We start from the raw sequence: 22,447 nt of genomic DNA on the forward strand, positions 1-22,447 counted from the left end.
GTTCGGCCGCCGGGCGCGGCGGTGGGCCGGCGCGGGCCCGCGGTGGCGCCGCCGGTACGCCCGGCGGTCCGGCGGGCGGCACCCGCCAGGGCGGCGCCGGACTCCACCGCAGCCGCGGCGGGGCGAAGGCCGCCGAAGCCGAAGCCCAGGGGAAGGGCAGGGGCGAGAAGGAGCGCACCGCCGGGCAGCGGCCGGACTACCTCGTCGAGGACGAGGAGCCCAGCACGCCGCAGCGCACGGTGGCGCCCCGCGTCATCGAGTAGCCCGCCGCCCGCCGGGCCGGCCCCCGCCGGCGGTCGGCCCGGCGGGCGGCGGGGGATAAATCGGGAGACGGTACCCCGGCCGCCCTGCTAGCTTCCGCGTCCATGGACCCCGTCGGTGAAAAAGCGATACGCGCCTCGTTCGTCAACTGCTCGAAGGGCGAGGCGAGCAGGATCAATCTCCCCGCACTGCCGGACGTCTCCTGGGGGGACCTGGACTTCCTGGGGTGGCGTGATCCGGGTGCGCCGGACCGGAGTTATCTGGTCGCGCCGCGCGGCGAGGGACTGATCGGCGTGACGCTGCGGGTGCCGCAGGGCGTGCGGCGGACCTTCACCAAGACGACGGTGTGCTCGGTCTGCCTGACCGGGCACCCCGGTTCCGGGGTCAGCCTGCTCGCCGCCCGCCGCGCCGGTCCCGCGGGCCGCCAGGGCAACACCGTGGGGACGTATCTCTGCGCCGACCTCGCCTGCTCCCTCTACGTCCGCGGGCGCAAGCAGTCCCAACTGGCCGGCCGGCACGAGGAGACGCTCCCGGTGGAGGAGCGGATCGCCCGCGCGGTGCGGAACCTGGACGCCTTCCTGGACAAGGTCCTGGAGGGCGCGGCCTAGGGCCGGGCGCACGGCCAGACCCACCGCTCCGACCCACCGTTCCGACCCGCCGCTCCGGCCCACCGGCCCGATCCACCGCCGGGCCCCGGGCGCTCCTCTAGAGCCCGTGCTCCGCGAGGAAGTCAGTGACCAGCGCCAGCCACTCCTCGCCCCGTTCCACCATCGGCAGATGGCCGCTCGCGATCTCCGCGTACGCGGCTCCCGGTATCCGGTCCGCCAGGTGGCGGGAGTGGGAGGGGTGCAGCAGCGCGTCCCGGGTCGTGGCGATGACCAGGGTCGGGACCGCGATGCCCGGGAGGTCGGCGGTGGTGTCCACGGTCCCGACGAGGGCCGTCTGTTCGGCCGAGCCGCGCGGCGGCAGCGCCGGGTCCGGGTCCAGGACGGCCGCCAGCTCGGCCGGCGGCAGCGCGCTCAGGTACTCGGGCGCCAGCCCGCTGAGGGCGCGGGCCTGGGCGAAGCCGGCGTAGTCGCCCCGGTCCAGGAGGCGCAGCCACAGGTCCAGCCAGATCCGCGCCCGGGCGTCCGGCTTCGCCAGGCCGGCGGTCAGGACGAGGCCGCGCACCCGCTCGGGGTGGCGCGCGGCGGCCCGTACGGAGACCGCCGTGCCCAGGGAGAAGCCGATCAGGGTGAAGGTCTCCAAGCCCGCCGCGGTGGCCTGTCCGACCACCGCGTCGGCCAGCGCGTCCAGCTCCAACGGGCCGGTGGCGCGCGGGGTTTCGCCGGACCCGGGGTAGTCGGGGGCCACCACGCGGTGGCCGGAGGCGGTGAGTGCGGGGATCAGGGTGCCGTAGTTGTTGTGGACGCTGCCGGTCGCGCCGTGGGCGAGCAGTACGCCGGGGCCGGCGGCCGGGCCCGCGACGGTCGTGGCGAGCGGCGGAAGGGGGGCGGGGGCGGCACCGTGCGGTGCGGGAATCTGCGTCATGGGAAAGAGGTTGCAGCCTGACACCGGTGTGAAGGTCAAGCCGGCGGCGGCAGCAGGTCCCGCCGGCGCGAGCAGCAGGGGGAGACGACGGCATGGAGGATCGGATGCATATCGGGGAGCTGGCGCGCCGCACCGGCGCCAGCACCCGCTCACTGCGCTACTACGAGCAGCGCGGGCTACTGTGCGCCCGCCGCGACCCGAACGGCTACCGCAGCTACGACGCCGAGTCGGTCGAGACCGTCGCCCGGATCCGCGAACTGCTCGCCACGGGGCTGAACACCGACACCATCCGCGCGCTGCTGCCCTGCGCCCAGGGCGGACCCGGGCTCACCCCGTGTGCGTTCTCGTCTGGCGTGGTGGAGCAGCAGATGGCCCAACTCGACGCGGAGATAGCCCAGTTGCGGGAGCGCCGGGCGGCGCTGGGCGCGTATGCAGAGATCATGCGGGAACGGCGCGTCCAGGACCGGGCGTTGGCCGCGATGGCGCTACGGTCGGCCTGAGCGGCCCGGCGCACCGGACACCCGGCACCGGAGCCGCCGGCACGGCGCGCACAGCGCGATCATCGGGAGCAACGGGGGACGGCGTGCTGAGAGTGCATTTCACCGCGCGGGATCTGGCCTGCACGCGACTGGCCGACGGGGCGGATCCGCTCTGGGAAACGGTGCTGAGCCTGCACGCGCTGCGCGACCCCCGGGCCCGCAGCGACCCGGCGCTCACGGCCTGGCGCCGGCACGCCGTACGGCACGGGCCGGGCCCGCTGCGCACCGTCCTGCCGCTGGTGCCGCAGCACGGCTACTTCCCGGACTTCCTCACCCCGTTCGCGGCCCTGCACGGCGTGGAACCCGGCCTGGAGGCGGTGATGAGCACCCCGCGCCGGCGGCTGCGCGCGGAGCTGGCGCTGCTGGCCGAGCGGCACGGGCAGCCGCTGCCGCCGTGGGTCCGCGAGATCGCCGACGGCGAGCCGCCCGCGCTGCGCCGGCTGGCCCGCGGGCTGCGTACGTACCACCATCTCGCCATCGCGCCCGGCTGGCCGCGGATCGCCCAACAGGTCGGCGCGGACCGGGCGTTGCGCCGGCACGCGCTCGGCGAGGCGGGCGCGGAGGCGATGCTGCGCACCTTCGGCCCGACGATGCGCTGGCAGCGGCCCGTCCTGGAGGTCGCCTATCCCGTCGACCGGGAACTCCACCTCGCGGGGCGGGGGCTGGTCTTCGTCCCCTCGTACTTCTGCCGGGGCGATCCGGTGGCGCTGGCGGACGGGGAGCTGCCGCCGGTGCTGGTGTATCCGGCGGCGGCGCCGCAACGCCCGGCGTACGGCGAAGGGCCCCGCTTCCGTGCGTACGGAAGCGGGGCCCTCGATGGCCGGGTGGCCCCGGGAGGGGCCGGTCGGCTCAGAAGCGCCGGGTGATCAGCGCCCGCTTGACCTCCTGGATTGCCTTCGTGACCTCGATACCGCGCGGGCAGGCGTCCGTGCAGTTGAAGGTCGTACGGCAGCGCCAGACGCCGTCCTTGTCGTTGAGGATTTCGAGCCGCTGCTCGCCGCCCTCGTCGCGCGAGTCGAAGATGAAGCGGTGCGCGTTGACGATCGCCGCCGGGCCGAAGTACTGGCCGTCGTTCCAGAACACGGGGCACGACGTGGTGCAGGCCGCGCACAGGATGCACTTGGTGGTGTCGTCGAAGCGCTCGCGGTCCTCGGCGGACTGGCGGCGCTCGCGGGTCGGCTCGTTGCCGGTCGTGATCAGGAAGGGCATCACGTCCCGGTACGCCTGGAAGAAGGGCTCCATGTCGACGACAAGGTCCTTCAGCACCGTCAGGCCCTTGATGGCCTCGACGGTGATCGGCTTCTCGGGGTTGATGTCCTTGATCAGCGTCTTGCAGGCCAGGCGGTTGCGGCCGTTGATGCGCATGGCGTCGGAGCCGCAGATGCCGTGGGCGCAGGAGCGCCGGAAGGTCAGCGAACCGTCCTGGTCCCACTTGATCTTGTGGAGGGCGTCCAGGACGCGCTCCTTGGGATCGATCTCCAGCTGGAAGTCCTGCCAGCTGGCGTCCTCCGCGACCTCCGGGTTGAACCGGCGGATCCGGAAGGTGACGCTGATCAGGTGCGACGCGTCGTTCTCGGCCGCGTCCAGCGCCGCGGAGTGCTTGTCGAGAGTCGGGGTGCTCATCAGTACTTACGCTCCATCGGCTGGTAGCGGGTCTGCACGACCGGCTTGTAGTCGAGGCGGATCGACTCGGAGCCGTCTGCGCCCACCTCGCGGTACGCCATGGTGTGCCGCATGAAGTTGACGTCGTCGCGGTTGGGGTAGTCCTCGCGGTAGTGGCCGCCGCGGGACTCCTTGCGGGCCAGGGCGGACACCGCCATGACCTCGGCCAGGTCGAGCAGGTTGCCCAGCTCGACGGCCTCCAGCAGGTCGGTGTTGAACCGCTTGCCCTTGTCCTGGATCGCCACGTTCCGGTAGCGCTCGCGCAGCTCGGCGATCTTCTCGACCGCGGTCTTGATCGTCTGCTCGGTGCGGAACACCATCACGTTGGCGTCCATGCACTCCTGGAGCTCCTTGCGCAGCTCCGCCACCCGCTCGTTGCCGGTGGAGTTCCGCAGCCGCTCCACCTGGTCGGCGACGAGCTTCGCCGGGTCCTCGGGCAGCTCCACGAAGTCGGCGGTGGCCGAGTACTCCGCGGCGGCGATGCCGGCCCGGCGGCCGAAGACGTTGATGTCCAGGAGGGAGTTGGTGCCCAGGCGGTTGGCGCCGTGGACGGAGACGCAGGCGACCTCGCCGGCGGCGTACAGGCCCGGGACGACGGTGGTGTTGTCGGCCAGCACCTCGCCCTCGACGTTGGTCGGGATGCCGCCCATGGCGTAGTGCGCGGTCGGCTGGATCGGGATCGGGTCCGTGTAGGGCTCGATACCGAGGTACGTGCGCGCGAACTCGGTGATGTCCGGGAGCTTGGCGTCCAGCTGCTCCGGCGGCAGGTGCGTCAGGTCCAGGTAGACGTGGTCGCCGTCGGGACCGCAGCCGCGGCCCTCGCGGATCTCCGTGTAGATGGAGCGCGAGACGACGTCACGCGAGGCGAGGTCCTTCATGACGGGCGCGTACTTCTCCATGAAGCGCTCGCCGTCCTTGTTGCGGAGGATGCCGCCCTCACCGCGCGCACCCTCGGTCAGGAGGATGCCCATGCGCCAGATGCCCGTCGGGTGGAACTGGAAGAACTCCATGTCCTCCAGGGGCAGGCCGCGGCGGTACGCGGCGGCCTGGCCGTCACCGGTCAGGGTGTGCGCGTTGGAGGTCACCTTGAAGAACTTGCCGGTGCCGCCGGACGCGAAGATGATCGCCTTCGCCTGGAAGACGTGGATCTCGCCGGTCGCCAGCTCGTACGCGACGACGCCCGCGGACTTCTTGACGCCGTCGACGTCCTGGAGCAGCAGGTCGAGCACGTAGAACTCGTTGAAGAACTCCACGCCCTCCTTGACGCAGTTCTGGTACAGCGTCTGGAGGATCATGTGGCCGGTGCGGTCCGAGGCGTAGCAGGACCGGCGGACCGGGGCCTCACCGTGGTTGCGGGAGTGGCCGCCGAAGCGGCGCTGGTCGATCGTGCCGTCCGGGGTGCGGTTGAACGGCAGGCCCATCTTCTCCAGGTCGAGGACCGAGTCGATGGCCTCCTTCGCGAGGATCTCGGCGGCGTCCTGGTCGACCAGGTAGTCGCCGCCCTTGATCGTGTCGAAGGTGTGCCACTCCCAGTTGTCCTCCTCGACGTTCGCGAGGGCGGCGGCCATGCCGCCCTGGGCGGCGCCGGTGTGGGAGCGGGTCGGGTAGAGCTTCGTCAGCACGGCGGTGCGGCTGCGCTTGGTCGACTCGATGGCCGCGCGCATGCCCGCGCCGCCGGCGCCGACGATGACGGTGTCGTACTTGTGGATCTTCATTGATTGGTACCTCGGTCCCTCGTGGCCCGGCGCCTAGCGGATGTTCGGGTCGAAGGTGAAGATCACCAGCGTGCCCAGAAGGACGGTGAACACCGTGGCGGTGTAGAGCAGCATCTTCAGCCAGAAGCGGGTGTTGTCCCGCTGCGCGTAGTCGTTGATGACGGTGCGCAGGCCGTTCGCGCCGTGCAGCATGGCGAGCCAGAGCATGCACAGGTCCCAGGCCTGCCAGAACGGCGAGGCCCAGCGGCCGGCCACGAAGGCGAAGCCGATCTTGGAGACGCCGCCGTCGAGCATCAGCTGGATCAGCAGGTGGCCGAGGACGAGGACGACGAGCACGATGCCGGACAGCCGCATGAACAGCCAGCCGTACAGCTCGAAGTTGGTGCGGGTCGACTTCGGGGTCTTGCCGGTGCGCTTGCGCGGCGGCTCGATGACCGGTGCGGGGTTGTCCACGTCGTAGAGCGGGACGCCGTCGGACGCGCCCGCCGCGGTGGCACCTGCGGTGGTGGAATCAGCAGACATCTCGCGTCAGCTCCCGAACAGCGTGCGCAGCGTGTGCTGGAGCACGGGGTAGAAGGCACCGGCCATCAGCACGACCCAGACACCGACAACGGTCCACAACAGCTGCTTCTGGTACTTCGGGCCCTTGGACCAGAAGTCCACCGCGATGACCCGGAGGCCGTTGAGCGCGTGGAAGAGGATGGCGGCCACCAGGCCGTACTCCATCACGTTGACGATGGGCGTCTTGTATGTCGCAACGACGTTGTCGTACGCCTCGGGAGAGACGCGCACGAGAGCGGTGTCGAGGACGTGGACGAACAGGAAGAAGAAAATGAGGACGCCGGTGACTCGGTGAGCCACCCAGGACCACATGCCTTCCCGGCCGCGGTACAGCGTTCCAGCCGGCACGGAAGAACCCTCCGGGAGCGGGGACTAGGGCCGCGCCGGCTTCTCTGTCGGTCGGGCCCGGCCGGGTACGGTCCACCGGCCGCTCGTCATCGTATCGACGAGCTGTCGGTTCCTCGCGCGGGGGTCCTTAGGTGTGATCAAACAGGCACCAACGGGCTATCACACAAGCACGAAGCGGGACGTCAGGGACAGGTGGCCGCAAGTCGCGCCAGTCGGCCGCGGGCCAGTCGCCGCAATTCGTCCGCGGTGACCGACCGCTCCTGGTCCGGTGCGTTGCCCAGCCGGGTGCGGAGGGCGTACAGCGTCCGGTCCAGCAGCTCCTCGTCGCGGTAGCCGTCCAGGCAGAGCGTGAAGACATGGCGGAAGCGGCGCTCGTACTCGGCGTGCGCGGCCCGCAGCGCGGTGGCGGCGGCGCGGGTGCCGGGGCCGCGGGCAGCCGTCGGGAGCGGGGCGGCGGACTCCCGCGCGAGGGCCCCGGCCACCTCGGTCGGGGTGAGGTCGTAGCTGGCCTCGTCGCAGGCGGCCAGCAGGGATCCGGGGTCCGGGTAGGGGCGGTGCGCGGCGACCCGCTCGGCCCAGCGGCGGCTGCCGCAGCAGGCCAGCAGGGCGGCCACCGCAGCGTCGTGGGAGAGGGCGTTGAAGCGGTCGAGACCGCGCGGCGGGGGGTGTGCCGATGGCGGCGCGATCCGGCTCTGCCAAGGTATGCCGCACCTCTGGACGTGCGGGTGAGGCCGCGTCATCGGGCGGGCGGCCGGGGTGTCGCCGGACAGCGTGGGCTCCTCGGACGGATGAGATCGGATGCGAAGGGGTCTGTTCGACGGGTGCGGGGCGGGCGGCTGACGGAAGCTGGAGGGGCGCTTGAGCGGAGTTGAGCGAAATCGGATGAAAAGCCTGATGCGTACGGAAGCGGAGGCGGGTGCGGTGATGCGGCGGACGATGCGGCACCAGGCGGATTTCCGGCGGTCCAGCGGCCCCCGTGAAGGGGTGAGCGACGGTGACCCCACGCTAACGACGCTTGTCGGCCACTGTCCGATGGATGCGCGATTTTCACCCGGATGAGAGAGCTTTTGCGCGCACGGTGGACGACCCGTTCTGCGCTCCTGGCAATGCCTTCGCCCCGAAAAGTGAGGATTGCACGATGTCGAACCCGATGCGGCTGCCGCAGTTCCTGTGGCCCTCGGCCTCCCCACCGCCCCCTCGGAAGCCCCGCGGCACCGGCCCGGCGGCCCGGTCCGTGCTGCTGGCCGCCCCGGTGCTCGCCGGAGCGCTGGTGCTCAGCGGCTGCTCGGGAGCGGCCGATTCCCAGCCCCCCGGGCGTGCCGTGGCCCCCGAAGGCCGTGCCGCGCCCACCCCCACCTGGGCAAAGGTGACCGGTCCGCCGCACATCGTCCCGGCCGTACGGGAGTTCCGCCCGGCCGACGGCATCGGCTGGCGTCCGTCCAAGGGCGCCCGGGTGGTGGTGACGGCCGGAGCGAAGAGCACCGTCGCCGATGAAGCGCAACTCATGGCCAAGGATCTCGGCGGGCTCCCGGTTGTGTGGGGGGAGCAGACCGTGCGGCCCGGGGACGTCGAGGTGAAGCTCACCGGAAAGGGCGGCGGCCGGCCGGACAACGCGCCGCCCGCGAGCACCGCCGACGAGTCCTACACGCTCACCGCCCGCGGCACCCGGCTCACTCTCACGGCCCCCACCGACGCCGGGATCTTCAACGGCACCCGCACCGTCAAGCAGGCCGTCCGCACCGCCGGCGGGCTCCCCGAGGGCACCATCGACGACCGTCCGGACCGCCCCGAGCGCGGGATGATGCTGGACAACGCCCGCAAGCCGTTCACCGCGGCCTGGATCGAGGCCCGCATCCGGGAGCTCGCCGACCTCAAGCTCAACCAGCTCCAGCTGCACTTCTCCGACGACCAGGGCTTCCGCATCCAGAGCGACAGCCACCCCGAGATCGTCTCCGCGGACCATCTGACCAAGGACCAGGTCCGCCACCTGGTGAAGGTCGGGCAGAGCCTGCACGTCGCGGTCATCCCGGAGATCGACTCGCCCGGCCACCTCGGTGCCGTGCTGGACCACCATCCCGACCTCCAGCTGCGCAGCGCCTCCGGCAGGGTGGTGCGCGGCGCGATCGACATCTCCAAGCCGCAGTCCGCCGAGCTGGTCGACTCGCTGCTGAAGGAGTTCACCCAGCTGTTCCAGGGCCCGTACTGGCACCTGGGCGGCGACGAGTACCAGGCGCTGACGGCCAGTGATCCGGAGGCGTCGTATCCGCAGCTCGCCCAGGCCGCACGGGCGAAGTACGGGTCCGGTGCCACCATCAAGGACCTGGCCGCCGGCTGGCTCAACGACCGGCAGAAGACCGTGGAGGCGGGCGGCAAGAGCCGGATCGAGGCCTGGAACGACGGCTTCTTCGCCGACGGCAAGGTGGCCGCGGACAAGAACCGCACGGTCGTCTACTGGACCGGCAAGGAGATCGGCGCCCGCGACCCGGCCGCGTACCTTAACGAGGGCCGCCGGGTGCTGAACGCCAACGACGAGTACCTCTACTACGTGCTCGGCGAGCCCAACAACTTCACGTATCCGACCGGCGAGCGGATCTACCGGAGCTGGACCCCGAGGGTGCTGCGCGGCACCGCCCCGGTGTCCGTGCCGGTGAGCCGGACCGGGCCCGACCGGATCCCGGGCGGGCGGTTCGCGGTCTGGTCCGACCGGTCGCAGGCGCAGACCGAGCAGCAGATCGCGGACGGTATCCGGCTGCCGCTGGCGGCGCTGGCGCAGAAGACCTGGGACCCGCGGACCCCCGCCATGTCCTGGGCGGACTTCAAGGCGCTGGCGAACCGGGTGTGAGCGCTCCGGGGAGAAGCACCGGAGACGGGATACGAGGGACGGCCGGGGCCGCCACCCCCCACAGGAGAGGCCCCGGCCGTCGTTCTCGGAGAGCCCGCAACGGGCTCCTAATCGATACAGCGCCGACGGGCCGAAAAGCGTCACACGGGGTACGGGCGGCGGCACGGCCAGTGGTCTGGACGTGAGCCGGGCAGGGCCCGTAACGTGCCAGAACGCGCCGGTGGGCGCGTTGATCGCGGCCGTTCCGGCGGCCGAAGAACGGCCAGTTACCCGGGAGTTCAGATGGAATCGTGCGCGCGTGACGCTTGTGCGCCGAACGTCCCAAGAGGTGGGCCGGGTGCCGGAAGACCGATCTCACGGGTTACGGTCAGCAGACGCAGCCGGATTACCGGCGGTCGGCCGGGCAGCTGAGCGAGGCGATCGCACGGCGGCTCCGGCGGACGGACGACGAACCATCAGCGAAGAACCAGCGGCAGTGCGAAGCAGCAAGGACCGGGCGGCGGACATTCAGCGTGCGACAGGATGGACCCGTGCGAGGGGACGACATTCAGCCGGACGACGGTCGGCTGACGGTTGCCGTGCAGGCGGCGCAGGACGGCGACGAGGCGGCCTTCCGGGTCGTCTACCGCGCAGTGCATCCGCGACTTCTCGGATATGTACGGACCTTGGTGGGCGAAGCGGACGCGGAGGATGTGGCGTCCGAGTCCTGGCTCCAGATAACCCGCGACCTCGCCCGCTTCAGCGGCGACGCGGACCGCTTCCGCGGCTGGGCTGCCCGGATTGCCCGAAATCGCGCGCTTGACCATATTCGGATGCGCGGGCGCCGCCCCGTCATCGGCGGCGACGAAAGTGAACTCGCCGACACTCCCGGCGCGTCCGACACCGCGGGCGAGGCGCTGGAGGCACTGGGCACCGGCCACACGCTCCGGCTGATAGCGCGGCTGCCGCAGGATCAGGCCGAGGCGGTGACGCTGCGGGTGGTCGTCGGGCTGGACGCCAAGAGTGCGGCACAGGTCCTGGGCAAGCGGCCCGGGGCGGTGCGCACGGCGGCGCACCGTGGGCTGCGCAGGCTCGCCGAGCTGCTGGAGGAGGGCGGTGCGGACGGCGGGGGACAGGGTTCCTCCGGGGCGTCCGCGGCCGGTTCGGGCAAGGGTGGTGGAACCGTGGGTGAGGTGCCCATACAAGGGCGAAGACGTCGCGATGGTGTGGCGGAATCGTACGTACCAGGTGTGACGGAAACGGCCGCACGAACGCAGAAGGACATGTGATGGCCGACGACGACCGGTACAGCTGGCTCGACAAGGACGCCGCGGAGCGACTGCTGCGTGGCGAGCCGGTCAGTTCCCGGGACGGCGACGGCGCACACGAACTCGAACAGCTGCTGACGGCCGCCGCGGCCGTCGGCTCCGGCCTGCCCGAAAGCGCCGTCCTGCCCGGCGAGGAGGCGGCGCTGGCCGCCTTCCGCCAGGCCGGGCACGGCCCCGACGCGCGTGCGCGCGATGCCGCCCGGGCCGGCCGGCTGCCCACCGTGCATGCCGCCCGCTCCACCGACGTCGCGGAACGCACCCGGCTCGCCCGCCCGTTCCGGCGCGGCTTCGCGGTCGCCCTCGCGGTCTGCGCGATCGGCGGCATCGCGGTCGCGGCCGGTACGGGCGTACTGCCGACCCCTTTCCGGGGCGGCGAACCCGAGCCCGGTGCCAGCGTCTCGGCGGCCGAGTCGCCGAGCCCCCTCGACGGCGGGCAGCCCGCGCAGACCGGCGGCGAAACCAGCCGGACCCCGGGGGCCGCCCCCGGCGGCCGGACCGCCACCCCCGGCCCGACGCCCACCCCGGGCGGCAGCCCCGGGAGCAGCCGGAGCCCGGCCACGCCCGGCCCCGCCGACGGAATCCTCGGCGGCACCATAGGTGGCGACGGCAAGAACCTGCCCGGCGGAGCCAACAAGAAGAACCTGCTGCTGACGGTCTGCACGGACTACGAATCGGGCAAACGCGGCGATATGGACCGCGACACGCTCAAGCGCCTGGAGAGCAAGGCCGGCGGCCCGGACAAGGTGCACGCCTTCTGCCGGCAGTACCTGGCGCAGAGCCAGACCGGCGGCAGCACGGGTGACAACGATGGCTTGGGCGGCGGCAGCGGCCACAGCGGCGGTCAGAACGGCAGCGGCGGTGGCGGTGGCGGCGGTGGCGGCGGCCAGAACAGCAGTGGCGGCAGCGGCGACGAGGAGGGTGACTCTTCCCCCTCCGCCTCGCCGAGCGTGAGCCCCCCGCCGGCCCCCACCACCCCCGCGCCGACCCCCTCCACGGCCTCGCCCACCCCCGCCTGAACGGCTCCCGCCGGCCAGGTGTGACGTTTTTTGAGCCAGTGACGCAGTAGAGAATGAGCCGACTGGTCATCGGCGGCGCACGAGCCGGGGTTCCCCCCGTACCCACGGCTCAGCGCACACGGCGCGGGCGGGGCACGTTCCCCCGGCCCTGCCCGCGCCCAAGCTTCAGCCCCCATTGCGCCTAAGCCGGCGCCGCTCTCGCGGAGTCGGTTGCGCGGAGTGGGGGTTTCTCAATTTTCGCTTCGGTCAAAGACCTTTCTTGGGGGGCGCCGTTCAGGGCGCTTCGCGGCCGGAGTTCCGCGGGTGCGGCTCTCCGCCTTCCGGCTTGTGGGTTCGGGAGAGCAGGGCCGATCGGTCCGCTGTGGTGAATTCGCCGGTCGGCGGAAGTCCCGCCTGTTTCTGGAAGGCGCGGAGCGCCGTGGCGGTTTCGGTGGCGTAGTAGCCGGTGGGGGAGTGGGGAAAGAGGCCCAATTGGGTTAGCCGGGCCTGGAGGTCGCGTACGGGGGCACCGTGCGCGCTGGTTCTCATGAGGGTGGTCGCCGTCGCGGGATGACAGGCCGCGGCCAGTGCGAGCACCGCCAGCACCGCCGCCGTTCGCCGTCCGCTGCTCCGCCGCATGACCCACCCTCTTCCCAGCGGTGCGACGGGGCGAACCTGCGGGCATGCTGTGAATACGGCGGAAACCGGTACTGGTCACCCATTTGGAGGCGTACGGGATATGGCGCGGTACAGCGAGAGCGGGCTGCCCCTTGAGCCGGTGTACGGGCCCGAGGCGCTGGCGGGGTGGGATCCGGCGCAGAAGCTGGGGGAGCCGGGCGCGTACCCGTACACGCGCGGGGTCTATCCGTCGATGTACACCGGGCGTGCCTGGACGATGCGGCAGTACGCGGGGTTCGGTACGGCGCGGGAGTCCAACGCGCGCTATCGGCAGCTGATCGAGCACGGCACGACCGGGCTGTCGGTCGCCTTCGATCTGCCGACCCAGATGGGGCACGACTCGGACACCCCGATCGCGGCCGGCGAGGTCGGCAAGGTCGGGGTGGCGATCGATTCCGTCGAGGACATGGAGGTGCTCTTCGGCGGAATTCCGCTGGGGACGGTGTCGACGTCCATGACCATCAACGCGCCGGCGGCGCTGTTGCTGCTGCTCTACCAACTGGTGGGCGAGCAGCAGGGAGTGGCCGGCGGGCAGCTGAACGGCACCGTGCAGAACGACGTGCTGAAGGAATACATCGCGCGCGGCACCTATATCTTTCCGCCGCAGCCGTCACTGCGGCTGACCGCGGATATCTTCCGCTACTGCCGGGCGGAGATTCCCCGGTGGAACACGATCTCGATCTCCGGCTATCACATGGCGGAGGCCGGTGCCTCGCCGGTGCAGGAGATCGCCTTTACGCTCGCCAACGGCATCGCCTATGTCCGTACCGCGCTCGCGGCGGGAATGGACGTCGACGACTTCGCGCCCCGGCTGTCGTTCTTCTTCGTCGCGCGGACCACGCTCCTGGAAGAGATCGCCAAGTTCCGGGCGGCGCGCAGGATTTGGGCGCGGGTGATGCGGGAGGAATTCGGTGCGCGGAATCCGAAGTCGCAGATGCTGCGGTTCCATACGCAGACGGCGGGGGTGCAGCTGACCGCGCAGCAGCCGGAGATCAATCTCGCGCGGGTGACGGTCCAGGGGCTGGCCGCGGTGCTCGGCGGGACCCAGTCGCTGCACACCAACGCGTTCGACGAGGCCATCGCGCTGCCCACGGACAAGGCGGCGCGGCTGGCGCTGCGGACCCAGCAGGTGCTCGCGTACGAGACCGATGTGACCGCCACCGTCGATCCGTTCGCCGGGTCGTACGCCGTCGAGGCGATGACGGACGAGGTGGAGGCGGCGGCCGTGGAACTGCTGGGGCGGGTGGCGGACATGGGGGGCGCGGTGGCGGCCATCGAACGGGGCTTCCAGAAGGACGAGATCGAGCGCAACGCGTACCGGATCGCGCAGGAGACGGACGCGGGGGAGCGGGTGGTGGTCGGCGTCAACCGCTTCCGGACCGAGGAGGAGGAGCCGTACGAACCGCTGCGGGTGGATCCGGAGATCGAGGCGCGGCAGGCCGAGCGGCTGGCGGCGCTTCGCGCGCGGCGGACCGGGTCCGCGGTGACCGCGGCGCTCGGCGCGCTGCGCAAGGCCGCCGAGGGGACGGACAACGTGCTCTACCCGATGCGCGAGGCGCTGCACGCGAAGGCGACGGTGGGCGAGGTGTGCGATGCGCTGCGCGGGGTGTGGGGGACGTATGTGCCGACGAACGCGTTCTGAGGCGCTGTGGGGGGCATCGCCGAGGTAAGTCCACAAGCCGGACGGCGGCCGGTGACCGCCGGCCGCCGCCCCGCCCAGGGCATGTCCTGTGGAACTGCGAGAACTGTGAGAACTGTGCGAACTGCGTTGGGGCTTCGCCGCGCAACGGCGAATCGCAGGACAGGCCCCAAAAGCGTGTTCGCCACAGGTGACGCGCTCGGCCGTCGGCGTTACCGGGCTGTTTCCGTCCAGGTGACCGGCAGTTCGTGGACACCGTAGATGTTCATGTCGGTCTTGAGCTTCACCTCGCGGGCGGGGATGGCGAGTTCGAGGGTCGGGAAGCGACGCAGCAGTCCGTCGAAGCCGGCGCGCATCTCGATGCGGGCCAGTTGCTGGCCCAGGCACTGGTGGACGCCGTGGCCGAAGGCCAGGTGACCGCGGGCCTTGCGGTGCACGTCCAGGGTGTCGGGGCTGTCGAAGCGCCGGGGGTCGTGGTTGGCGGCCAACAGCGCGACGAGGACGGTGGATCCCTTGGGGATCGTCTCACCGCCGAGTTCGATGTCCTCCGTGGCGTAGCGGTAGAAGACGTCGCCGACGGTCAGGTAGCGCAGGAGTTCCTCGACGGCATCGGGCAGCAGATCCGGGTCGGCGCGCAGTTCGGCCAGCTGCTCGGGGTGCTCCAGGAGCGCGAAGGTGCCCAGTGCCAGCATGTTGGCGGTGGTCTCGTGGCCCGCGAGCAGCAGCAGGAAGGCGATACTGGTCAGTTCCTCGATGCTGAGGTCGTCATGGCGGGCCAGGTCGGACAGGAGGTCGTCGCCGGGTTCGGCGCGCTTGCGGGTGACCAGTTCGGCCAGGTACGTGGTCATTGCGCCGTACGCGGCCATTTTCTCGTCGAGCGTTACGTCCTTCTCCATGAACTTGGTGGAGTTGACCTGGAAGTTCTCCCGGTCCGCGTAGGGGACACCGAGCAGTTCGCAGATCACCAGCGAGGGCACCGGCAGCGCGAACTCCTTGACCAGGTCGACCGGCGGGGCCAGGCGCGCCATCTCGTCCAGTTGCCGCTCGACGATGTCGCTGATGTGCTCTTCGAGCTGCTTCATGCGTTTGACGGTGAAGGCGCCGGTGAGCTTGCGCCGCAGCCGGGTGTGGTCCGGCGGGTCCATGGAGATGAACAGGCCTGGCACCTGCGGGGACGGTTCGGTGGCGGCGGGCATGCCGGGGGTCTCGAACGGCACGTGGAGAATGCCGATGTCCTGGCGGGAGCTGAACCGGGTGTCGGCCATGAGGTGGCGGACCGCGTCGTAACCGGTGACGAGCCAGCCCTCGTGACCGTTGGGGAAGACCAGGGGACTGACCGGGCGGGCCTCGCGCAGCCGGGTGATGCCGCGGGGCGGGTCGAAGGGGCCCGCATCGCGCTCCATCGGGAGGCCGTGCGGGACGGGAGCCGTTTCACTCATCTGCTTGCCTTTCGCGGTGGTTGTTGCGGCCGGACGGCGGCGGGTGACTGCGGACCGGCGCGCCGTGGCGTGGGCATGACAGGAGAGCCCGTGGGGGCCTCCTGCCATCGGAGGCCGAAGTGACCGGGGAGTGGGCGAGTGGGCGGGGCCGGTGCTCAGGGCTTGGCGCGGAGGACGTCGATGTTGCCGTACCGGGTACGGGCGCGGACCTCGACGGTGTCCTCGGCCGTGTCCGGGGACTCGGACGCGGTGAGTGTGTTGCGCACCTGCCCGGAGCGCGAGCTGACGTCGAGCCAGGCGGCCGTGCCCTCGCGGATACCGACCTCGATGGCGCCGTAGGAGGTCTCCAACTGGACGGTTCCGCGGGCCACGTCGGCCACGCGCACGGTGCCGTGGGCGGTGGTCGCGGCGACCGAGCTCTCGGCGCGCCGGATGTCGATGTCGCCGTTGGCGTTGCTCACCCGCAGCTCGCCGGTCACGGCGCCGACGGTCGTGGTGCCGTGCGAGTTCTTCAGGACGGCGGAGCCGTCGATGAGGCCGACGCGCAGGCTGCCGGTGCTGGTGGTGATCTCGGCCGTGCCCTCGACCCGGTCCACGGTGATCGAGCCGTGCGAAGCGGTCAGATACAGCGGTCCGGTCGTGTCCAGCCGTACATCGCCCGCGGAGGTCTTCACGCGGACCTCGCCGAGCCGGCCCTCGCCGAGCACCTGGGCCCAGGCGCCGGTCATGTCGATGCGTGAGCCCGCGGGCAGTTCGACCGTCACATCGACGGTGCCGGGGCGGCGAAGCGAATTGCGCAGCTTGGGGGTCCTCACGGTCAGGGTGCCGCTTGCGTACGTGACCTCGGTCTGCTCGGCCGACCGCACGTCCCGGTCCTGCTTCGGGTCGCGGGGCCGCACCTCGACGACCGTGTCGAGGCGGTCGCCCGCGGTGAACTGGATGGAACCGGCCTCCACGTGCACCGTGGCCGCGATCGGTTCGGGAGTGTCGAAAGAAGGCATGGCTGTCCCGTCCTCTTGGGTCTCATGATCGTCCCCGCTCGTGGGGACGTGGTGTGGGTGAAGTGGCGCGGGCGCGGGCGCGGCTAGCGCACCCAGCCCTTGAAGTTCTGTCCGAGGGTGTGGGCCCGCTCCCCCGTACGGGGCCGCGCACCGCCCTCGACCGCGGCCGACACGGCGCGCACCAGCCACGCGTTGACCGACAGGCCCTCGCGGCTCGCGGCCTCCTCGGCGCGCGCCTTGAGGTGGGCCGGCAGCCGCAGATTGACGCGGGCCGTGCCACCTTCGTCGCCGTCCGCGGGGAGCGGCGCCGCGAGCGGTTCGGCGGGTGCGGTCGCCGCTTCCGGGTGGCCGTTGTCACCGGGCGGCAGCGTCACCACGAAGTCGGGGTCCAGCCCGCGCAGCCGTACGTCGACCGAGCCGGGGGCGAGTTCGCGGGTGATCTCGTCCATCGCGGCGGAGAGCACATTGAGCATGGTCAGACGGGTCGCCGACTCCAGAGGTGCGGTGAGCCGCTCGGCCAGCTCGCGGGCATCTTCCCCGCCGGCTTCGGCGGCCACCGCCAGTTCGCGGCGGAGAGTGTCGACATACGGGGTGAGGTCCATGACGTCATGATGGCACCACTGTGGTGCCATATGCAAGTCCGGATGGCGTCGCATGTGTGGCGGGTCCGGGGGTGGCCGCCCTGACCTGCGGAAAGGGGGAGGGATGCGACCTGAGCCATTGTGGCGCCATGCGCGCTCCTGTGCTTTCGGGGGTGGGGAATGGCGGCGGGCGGCACCGGGTGGCGCCGGGCGGCACCGGGCGGCACCGGGTGGCACCGGGTGGTGCTGGGTGGTGCTGGACGGTGCCGGATGGTGCCAAGTCGCGCCATCCGGCGTTGTGTGATGCCGCGATCCCGTGTGATGCCGCGCGATGCCGCGTGATCCCGTCTGACGCCATGCGATGCCGCGAGAGGGCGGACTGCCGGCCCCTCGTGCTCCGCCGCCGTTCAAGAGCTGTCGCCGCTGGCCTTTCGGGCTTACCTCGGCGGTACCCCCTGTGCAGTGGTCCGGAGCGCCGGGCCGGGTGCGGTGCGGGGGGCCTCGGCCGGTCGGTCACACTGGTGGCATGTCGTCACCCCGCAGGGCGTGCCCCGTCTGCACCCGAGAGATCGCCGTCGTCGGCGGGCGTTTCGCTCGTCATGATCCTCCCCCAGCTAACGCTGGGAGGTACCCCCACGGGACGGCGTACAGGATCGAGCTGATCTCCTGCCCGGGGTCGCGGCGGACGGCCCCGATGATGGCGCCGGCGGAGAAGCTGTTCGACCCGGAGGAGCCGCCGATGCCCGGTCAGCAGCCGCTGTTCTGAGGCCGTTCGGCGAACTACGGTGCCAGCACGTCCAGTTCGGCCATCGCGCCGGCCGTGATCTCCCGCGTCAGGGACTCCGCGCGGGCCGCGTCCCCGGTCCGTACCGCCTCGGCGACCTGGACGTGCAGGGTCACCGCGGCCGGGTCGGGGTCGGTGAACATGACGTGGTGCTGGGTGCGGCCGGTGAGGACGGCGTCGACGACATCGGCGAGGCGGGCGAACATCTCGTTGCCGGAGGCGGTGAGCACCACCCGGTGGAAGGCCATGTCGTGGACGAGGTAGGCGTCGAGCTGCTGGCCGCGTGAGGTGGCCACCATGCCCATGGCGTGCTCGGTGAGCTGGGCGCACTGGGCGGGCGTGGCGTGGGTGGCGGCGAGTCCGGCCGCGACCGGTTCGACGGCCGAGCGTAGCACGGTCAGCGAGCGCAGCTGCCGGGGGCGATCCCGGCCGGTCAGCCGCCAGCCGATGACCCGGGGGTCGTAGACGTTCCACTCCTCGGTGGGGCGCACGGTCACCCCCACCCGGCGCCGGGAGGCGACCAGTTGCATGGACTCCAGGACCCGGATCGCCTCGCGGATGACGGTGCGCGAGACGTCGAAGCGCTGCGCCAGCTCGTCCGTGCGCAGGACCGTTCCCGGGGGGTAGTCGCCCGCGGTGATCGCGGGCCCCAGGGACTCCAGTACGCGGCCGTGCAGGCCCTTCTCCCCGTTGTCCCCGGTGTCCGCGGGCGCCCCGTTTTCCATGGGCCAAGCCTACGGTCCCGCACCTCGGCCAAATAAGTATGACTTTTGCGTCACAGGGGCTTGAATACGTCGTACCTAATGGGTTTCAGTGGGGGCGCACGAGGTCGAAGACGACGGCGTCATAGCGGTATGGCGCGGTCCGTCCTGCTAGGTGAGGTAAACGGGATGAGCAGCGCCGACGTCATCGTCGTGATGGGCGTGGCCGGGACCGGCAAGACCACGATCGGTCCGCTGGTGGCCGCCGCACTGGGCGTTCCGTACGCCGAGGGCGACGACTTCCATCCGCCGGCCAATATCGCCAAGATGTCGGCGGGCACCCCGCTGGACGACGCCGACCGCGGCCCCTGGCTCGACGCCATCGGCGCCTGGGCGCACGGCCGGGCCGGGCAGGGCGGAGTGGTCAGCAGCTCCGCGCTCAAGCGCGCCTACCGCGACCGGCTGCGGGCCGCCGCCCCGGGTGTGGTCTTCCTCCATCTCACCGGTGACCGCGCGCTGATCGAGGCGCGGATGGCTGAGCGCAAGGGCCACTTCATGCCGGCCGCGCTGCTGGACTCGCAGTTCGCCACGCTCGAACCGCTCGGACCGGACGAGGCGGGCGTCGCCGTCGATGTGTCCGGGACGCCGGAGGAGATCGCCGGACGGGCGGTGGCCGCACTGCGGGCCCTGGCCCCGAACAGCTAGCCCCGCCCCCCCCGGGCCGCACCCCACACTCGCCACCCCCCGCACCCCCTTCCCCCTCCGTTCAACCAAGGGAATCGCCGTGACACATCTCAGCGTCGAGATGCTCGCAGCGGATGCGACCGCGCCCATCACCACGGCCGGTCATGCACAGCTGGGCATCGCCGTTCTGGCGGGTATCGCCGTCATCGTTCTGCTGATCACCAAGTTCAAGCTGCATGCGTTCCTGTCGCTGATCGTCGGCTCTCTGGTGCTCGGCGCGGTGGCCGGGGCGCCGCTCGACAAAGCCATCGCCAGCTTCTCGACCGGGCTCGGGACCACGGTCGCCGGTACGGGAGTGCTGATCGCGCTGGGCGCCGTACTGGGGAAGCTGCTCGCCGACTCGGGCGGCGCGGACCAGATCGTGGACACGATCCTGGCCAGGGCCGGCCGGCGGGCGATGCCCTGGGCGATGGTGCTGATCGCCGGGATCGTGGGGCTGCCGATCTTCTTCGAGGTCGGGATCGTGCTGCTGATCCCGGTGGTGCTGCTGGTCGCCAAGCGCGGCAACTTCTCGCTGATGCGGATCGGGATTCCGGCCCTGGCCGGGCTGTCCGTGATGCACGGGCTGATCCCGCCGCACCCCGGGCCGCTGGCCGCGATCGACGCGGTCAAGGCGAACCTGGGCGTCACGCTGGCCCTCGGCGTCGTCGTCGCGATACCCGCCGCGATCATCGCCGGCCCGGTGTTCTCGCGGTACGCGGCCCGATGGGTCGACATCGCCCCGCCCGAGAAGATGGTGCCCGAGCGGGCTTCCGAGGAGCTGGCGAAGCGGCCGGGCTTCGGGATCACCGTGGCCACCGTGCTGCTGCCGGTGGTGATGATGCTGGCCAAGGCGCTGCTGGACGTCGTCGTGGACGACCCGAAGGACGGCCTCCAGCGGGTCTTCGACGTCGTCGGCTCACCGCTGATCGCGCTGCTCACCGCCGTCGTCGTCGCGATGTTCACCCTCGGGCGCTCGGCCGGCTTCACCCGTGGCCGGATCGCCTCGACCGTCGAGAAGTCGCTCGGCCCGATCGCCGGGGTGCTGCTGATCGTCGGCGCGGGCGGCGGCTTCAAGCAGACACTGGTGGACTCCGGCGTCGGCCAGATGATCCTGGACATATCCCGGCACTGGAACGTCTCGGCGCTGCTGCTGGCCTGGCTGATCGCGGTCGCCATCCGGCTCGCGACCGGCTCCGCGACGGTGGCCACCATCTCCGCGGCGGGCCTGGTCGCCCCGCTCGCCGCCGAGATGAGCACCACGCACAGCGCGCTGCTGGTGCTGGCCATCGGTGCCGGGTCGCTGTTCTTCAGCCATGTCAACGACGCGGGCTTCTGGATGGTCAAGGAGTACTTCGGGATGGACGTCGGCCAGACCCTGAAGACATGGTCGGTGATGGAGACGCTGATCTCGGTGGTCGGGATCGCGGGCGTGCTGCTGCTGTCGCTGGTCGTCTAGCGACGGCAGCGGCAGCAACCGCCCGCTCCGCCGGGGAACTTCGCGACGATGCGGCCTCGCCGCGGTGCGGGAGCGGCACCGCGGCGGGGCCGACGCCACTGGCGGAGACTCAGACCGCCTGCGTGGCACCGAAGTACGCGCCCAGGGCAGCCGCCACCGGTGCCGTCGCCCCGTCCGCCGGTGCCGCGAGTGCGATATAGCCGTCGGGGCGGACGAGGAACACGCCCGGCCCGGCGCCGTATGCGTCCCGTATGTGCCCGTCGGCGTCGAGCAGGTCGGGCGCCGGGCCGCCCACCCGGACCGTGCGGAGCAGCGCCGGGTCGTCGGCCCCCGGAAGTGACGCGACGTCAAGATCCGTGTCACCCAGGGCGATCAGGGTGAAGTGCGGGCCCCTGAAGGCGTCGAAGAGGCGGCTGGGGGTGCCGTCGGCGGTGGTGCAAGGGGCGTCGGGGGCCCGGTCGCCGGCGGTGCGGGCGCCCTCGGGGAGGCCGGTGCGCAGTTCGCGGGTGAGCGGGCTGTCCGGGTAGCCGATGTCGAGCTGGTGCAGGTCCCGGCCGCGGCGCAGCGAACCGGAGCGGTGCAGCCGGGTGCTGGTCTCCAAGATGCGGGCCGCGATCGGGCGGCGCTCGGTCTGATAGGTGTCGAGGAGGCTTTCGGGGGCGCCGTGCCGCAGCACCTGGCCGAGCTTCCAGCCGAGGTTGTAGGCGTCCTGGACGCTGGTGTTCATGCCCTGGCCGCCCGCGGGCGAGTGGATGTGCGCGGCGTCGCCGGCCAGGAAGACCCGGCCGTGGCGGTAGGTGTCCGCCATCCCCGCCCGGGGGCGGTAGACGGAGGACCACAGCACCTCGCGGACCTGCTCGGGGGCGAGGTGGGTATGGCACGCGATCAGCGCGCGGACCGCCTCGGGGGAGGTGTCCGGGTCGCCGCCGGCCGCCGCGAAGCACTGGAAGTGGTCGGTGCCGACGAGCGGGAGCAGCGTGACGAAGCCGTGCGGCGGCAGCACCCAGCGGTGCCAGTGGTCCCGGTCCAGGCCGTCGATCCGCACGTCCGCGACGATCGAGACGCCGGGCGGCAGGTCCGGGCCGCTCATCTGGATGCCGAGCTGCCTGCGGACGGTGCTGCGCCCGCCGTCGGCGGCCACCAGGTAGGCGGCGCGGACGGTGCGGACGGCGCCGTCCGCACCGGTCAGCCGGGCGGTCACGCCGTCCGCGTCCTCGGTGAAGTCTTGCAGCTCGGTGCCCAACAGGACGCTGCCGCCCAGCTCCAACAGCCGTGCGTGCAGCACCTGTTGGTTGCGCCACTGGGGGAGCATCAGGGCGTTGGAGTACGGGGTCGAGGGGGTGGGGTCGACCAGCTCGATCATCTCGTGGGTGTGGGCGATCCGGCCGTCCTCCCACAGCGCCAGCGGCGGGTACAGGCCCCCCGCGGCCTGGGCGGCGGCGAGCACGCCGAGGTCGTCGAAGACCTCCTGGGTGCGCGGCTGGACGCCGGTGCCGCGGGCGCCGCGGGAGAACTCCGGCTGCCGCTCGACGAGCAGCGCGGTCACTCCGCGGCGGGCGAGGTCGATGGCGAGGGCGAGGCCGGTCGGACCTGCGCCGGTGATCAGTACGTCGACGGGCGCGGTCGCGGCGTCGGCGGTGTCCCCCGGCATGGCCTCAACGATGTCTTTAACGGTGTTAAGT

At 71.7% G+C, this 22,447-nt stretch carries 22 protein-coding genes and 1 pseudogene; 11 read left to right on the plus strand and 12 right to left on the minus strand.

Annotated features, from left to right (window positions below):
• Window positions 1-263 (plus strand): annotated as a pseudogene (locus IEZ17_RS29980) (hypothetical protein); the annotation flags it as partial.
• A gap of 102 nt (window positions 264-365) precedes the next feature.
• Entirely contained in the window at window positions 366-869 is a 504-nt protein-coding gene (locus tag IEZ17_RS29985; protein ID WP_189305598.1) for an FBP domain-containing protein, read from the plus strand.
• Window positions 870-966: 97 nt separating this feature from the next.
• Here the strand turns inward: IEZ17_RS29985 and IEZ17_RS29990 are convergent, their stop codons facing one another.
• Window positions 967-1,791 (minus strand): alpha/beta fold hydrolase, encoded by an 825-nt coding sequence (locus IEZ17_RS29990; RefSeq protein WP_189305600.1) that lies wholly within the window; start codon window positions 1,789-1,791, stop codon window positions 967-969.
• A gap of 92 nt (window positions 1,792-1,883) precedes the next feature.
• On the opposite strand from IEZ17_RS29990, the gene IEZ17_RS29995 reads away from it, so the two are divergent.
• Window positions 1,884-2,291: a MerR family transcriptional regulator gene (locus IEZ17_RS29995; protein WP_229852795.1), complete on the plus strand. Its 408-nt coding sequence runs from the start codon at window positions 1,884-1,886 to the stop codon at window positions 2,289-2,291.
• Window positions 2,292-2,374: 83 nt separating this feature from the next.
• Complete coding sequence (locus tag IEZ17_RS30000; RefSeq protein WP_229852796.1) at window positions 2,375-3,196, plus strand: hypothetical protein; 822 nt, start codon at window positions 2,375-2,377, stop codon at window positions 3,194-3,196.
• Here the strand turns inward: IEZ17_RS30000 and IEZ17_RS30005 are convergent.
• From IEZ17_RS30005 to IEZ17_RS30025, 5 genes are all read right to left on the minus strand, one after another.
• Window positions 3,180-3,953, minus strand: a complete 774-nt coding sequence (locus tag IEZ17_RS30005; RefSeq protein WP_189305602.1) for a succinate dehydrogenase iron-sulfur subunit — start codon at window positions 3,951-3,953, stop codon at window positions 3,180-3,182. The genes IEZ17_RS30000 and IEZ17_RS30005 overlap by 17 nt on opposite strands.
• Window positions 3,953-5,707 (minus strand): succinate dehydrogenase flavoprotein subunit, encoded by a 1,755-nt coding sequence (sdhA, locus tag IEZ17_RS30010; protein ID WP_189305604.1) that lies wholly within the window; start codon window positions 5,705-5,707, stop codon window positions 3,953-3,955. Before sdhA ends, IEZ17_RS30005 begins: the two co-directional genes overlap by 1 nt.
• Window positions 5,708-5,740: 33 nt before the next feature.
• The gene (locus IEZ17_RS30015) at window positions 5,741-6,229 is read right to left on the minus strand and encodes a succinate dehydrogenase hydrophobic membrane anchor subunit (protein WP_189305606.1); all 489 of its coding nucleotides are present in this window, start codon (window positions 6,227-6,229) and stop codon (window positions 5,741-5,743) included.
• 6 nt (window positions 6,230-6,235) lie between these two features.
• Window positions 6,236-6,616 carry a succinate dehydrogenase, cytochrome b556 subunit gene (gene sdhC / locus IEZ17_RS30020; RefSeq protein ID WP_159508404.1) on the minus strand — a complete coding sequence of 127 codons (381 nt, stop codon included), beginning with the start codon at window positions 6,614-6,616 and terminating at the stop codon, window positions 6,236-6,238.
• Between the two features lie 182 nt (window positions 6,617-6,798).
• Window positions 6,799-7,356: a 2-oxo-4-hydroxy-4-carboxy-5-ureidoimidazoline decarboxylase gene (locus IEZ17_RS30025; RefSeq protein WP_189305608.1), complete on the minus strand. Its 558-nt coding sequence runs from the start codon at window positions 7,354-7,356 to the stop codon at window positions 6,799-6,801.
• A gap of 398 nt (window positions 7,357-7,754) precedes the next feature.
• Between IEZ17_RS30025 and IEZ17_RS30030 the strand changes: the two genes are divergently transcribed.
• From IEZ17_RS30030 to IEZ17_RS30040, 3 genes are all read left to right on the plus strand, one after another.
• On the plus strand, window positions 7,755-9,458 hold the full coding sequence (locus IEZ17_RS30030; protein ID WP_189305610.1) for a beta-N-acetylhexosaminidase: 1,704 nt from the start codon (window positions 7,755-7,757) through the stop codon (window positions 9,456-9,458).
• Window positions 9,459-9,988: 530 nt separating this feature from the next.
• Window positions 9,989-10,726, plus strand: coding sequence for an RNA polymerase sigma factor (locus IEZ17_RS30035; protein ID WP_189305612.1), 738 nt, complete (start codon window positions 9,989-9,991; stop codon window positions 10,724-10,726).
• Complete coding sequence (locus tag IEZ17_RS30040) at window positions 10,726-11,781, plus strand: hypothetical protein (protein ID WP_189305614.1); 1,056 nt, start codon at window positions 10,726-10,728, stop codon at window positions 11,779-11,781. Before IEZ17_RS30035 ends, IEZ17_RS30040 begins: the two co-directional genes overlap by 1 nt.
• 273 nt (window positions 11,782-12,054) lie before the next feature.
• On the opposite strand, the gene IEZ17_RS30045 is transcribed toward IEZ17_RS30040, so the two are convergent.
• Window positions 12,055-12,399 carry a peptidoglycan-binding domain-containing protein gene (locus IEZ17_RS30045; protein WP_189305616.1) on the minus strand — a complete coding sequence of 115 codons (345 nt, stop codon included), beginning with the start codon at window positions 12,397-12,399 and terminating at the stop codon, window positions 12,055-12,057.
• A gap of 100 nt (window positions 12,400-12,499) precedes the next feature.
• On the opposite strand from IEZ17_RS30045, the gene IEZ17_RS30050 reads away from it, so the two are divergent.
• The gene (locus IEZ17_RS30050; protein ID WP_189305618.1) at window positions 12,500-14,080 is read left to right on the plus strand and encodes an acyl-CoA mutase large subunit family protein; all 1,581 of its coding nucleotides are present in this window, start codon (window positions 12,500-12,502) and stop codon (window positions 14,078-14,080) included.
• Window positions 14,081-14,289: 209 nt separating this feature from the next.
• On the opposite strand, the gene IEZ17_RS30055 is transcribed toward IEZ17_RS30050, so the two are convergent.
• The 3 genes from IEZ17_RS30055 to IEZ17_RS30065 form a co-directional block, all read right to left on the minus strand.
• Window positions 14,290-15,516 carry a cytochrome P450 gene (locus tag IEZ17_RS30055; RefSeq protein WP_189305620.1) on the minus strand — a complete coding sequence of 409 codons (1,227 nt, stop codon included), beginning with the start codon at window positions 15,514-15,516 and terminating at the stop codon, window positions 14,290-14,292.
• Window positions 15,517-15,671: 155 nt separating this feature from the next.
• On the minus strand, window positions 15,672-16,517 hold the full coding sequence (locus tag IEZ17_RS30060) for a DUF4097 family beta strand repeat-containing protein (protein ID WP_189305622.1): 846 nt from the start codon (window positions 16,515-16,517) through the stop codon (window positions 15,672-15,674).
• An 83-nt stretch (window positions 16,518-16,600) separates the two neighbouring features.
• Complete coding sequence (locus tag IEZ17_RS30065; RefSeq protein ID WP_189305624.1) at window positions 16,601-17,119, minus strand: toxin-antitoxin system HicB family antitoxin; 519 nt, start codon at window positions 17,117-17,119, stop codon at window positions 16,601-16,603.
• 505 nt (window positions 17,120-17,624) lie between these two features.
• Between IEZ17_RS30065 and IEZ17_RS43110 the strand changes: the two genes are divergently transcribed.
• A complete protein-coding gene (locus IEZ17_RS43110; RefSeq protein WP_229852797.1) occupies window positions 17,625-17,864 on the plus strand; it encodes a hypothetical protein in 240 nt (79 codons plus the stop codon).
• Between the two features lie 14 nt (window positions 17,865-17,878).
• On the opposite strand, the gene IEZ17_RS30070 is transcribed toward IEZ17_RS43110, so the two are convergent.
• A complete protein-coding gene (locus IEZ17_RS30070; protein WP_189305626.1) occupies window positions 17,879-18,607 on the minus strand; it encodes a FadR/GntR family transcriptional regulator in 729 nt (242 codons plus the stop codon).
• Between the two features lie 165 nt (window positions 18,608-18,772).
• Here IEZ17_RS30070 and IEZ17_RS30075 point away from each other — a divergent pair, with 165 nt between their 5' ends.
• Both IEZ17_RS30075 and IEZ17_RS30080 read left to right on the plus strand, forming a co-directional pair.
• Complete coding sequence (locus IEZ17_RS30075; RefSeq protein ID WP_189305628.1) at window positions 18,773-19,288, plus strand: gluconokinase; 516 nt, start codon at window positions 18,773-18,775, stop codon at window positions 19,286-19,288.
• A gap of 79 nt (window positions 19,289-19,367) precedes the next feature.
• Window positions 19,368-20,765, plus strand: coding sequence for a GntT/GntP/DsdX family permease (locus tag IEZ17_RS30080; RefSeq protein WP_189305630.1), 1,398 nt, complete (start codon window positions 19,368-19,370; stop codon window positions 20,763-20,765).
• A 109-nt stretch (window positions 20,766-20,874) separates the two neighbouring features.
• Here IEZ17_RS30080 and IEZ17_RS30085 read toward each other — a convergent pair whose 3' ends face one another.
• Window positions 20,875-22,416 (minus strand): FAD-dependent monooxygenase, encoded by a 1,542-nt coding sequence (locus IEZ17_RS30085; RefSeq protein WP_229852805.1) that lies wholly within the window; start codon window positions 22,414-22,416, stop codon window positions 20,875-20,877.
• Window positions 22,417-22,447 lie beyond the last annotated feature (31 nt).

It is taken from the genome of Streptomyces albospinus (assembly GCF_014648695.1).
Taxonomy (GTDB): Bacteria; Actinomycetota; Actinomycetes; order Streptomycetales; family Streptomycetaceae; genus Streptomyces; species Streptomyces albospinus.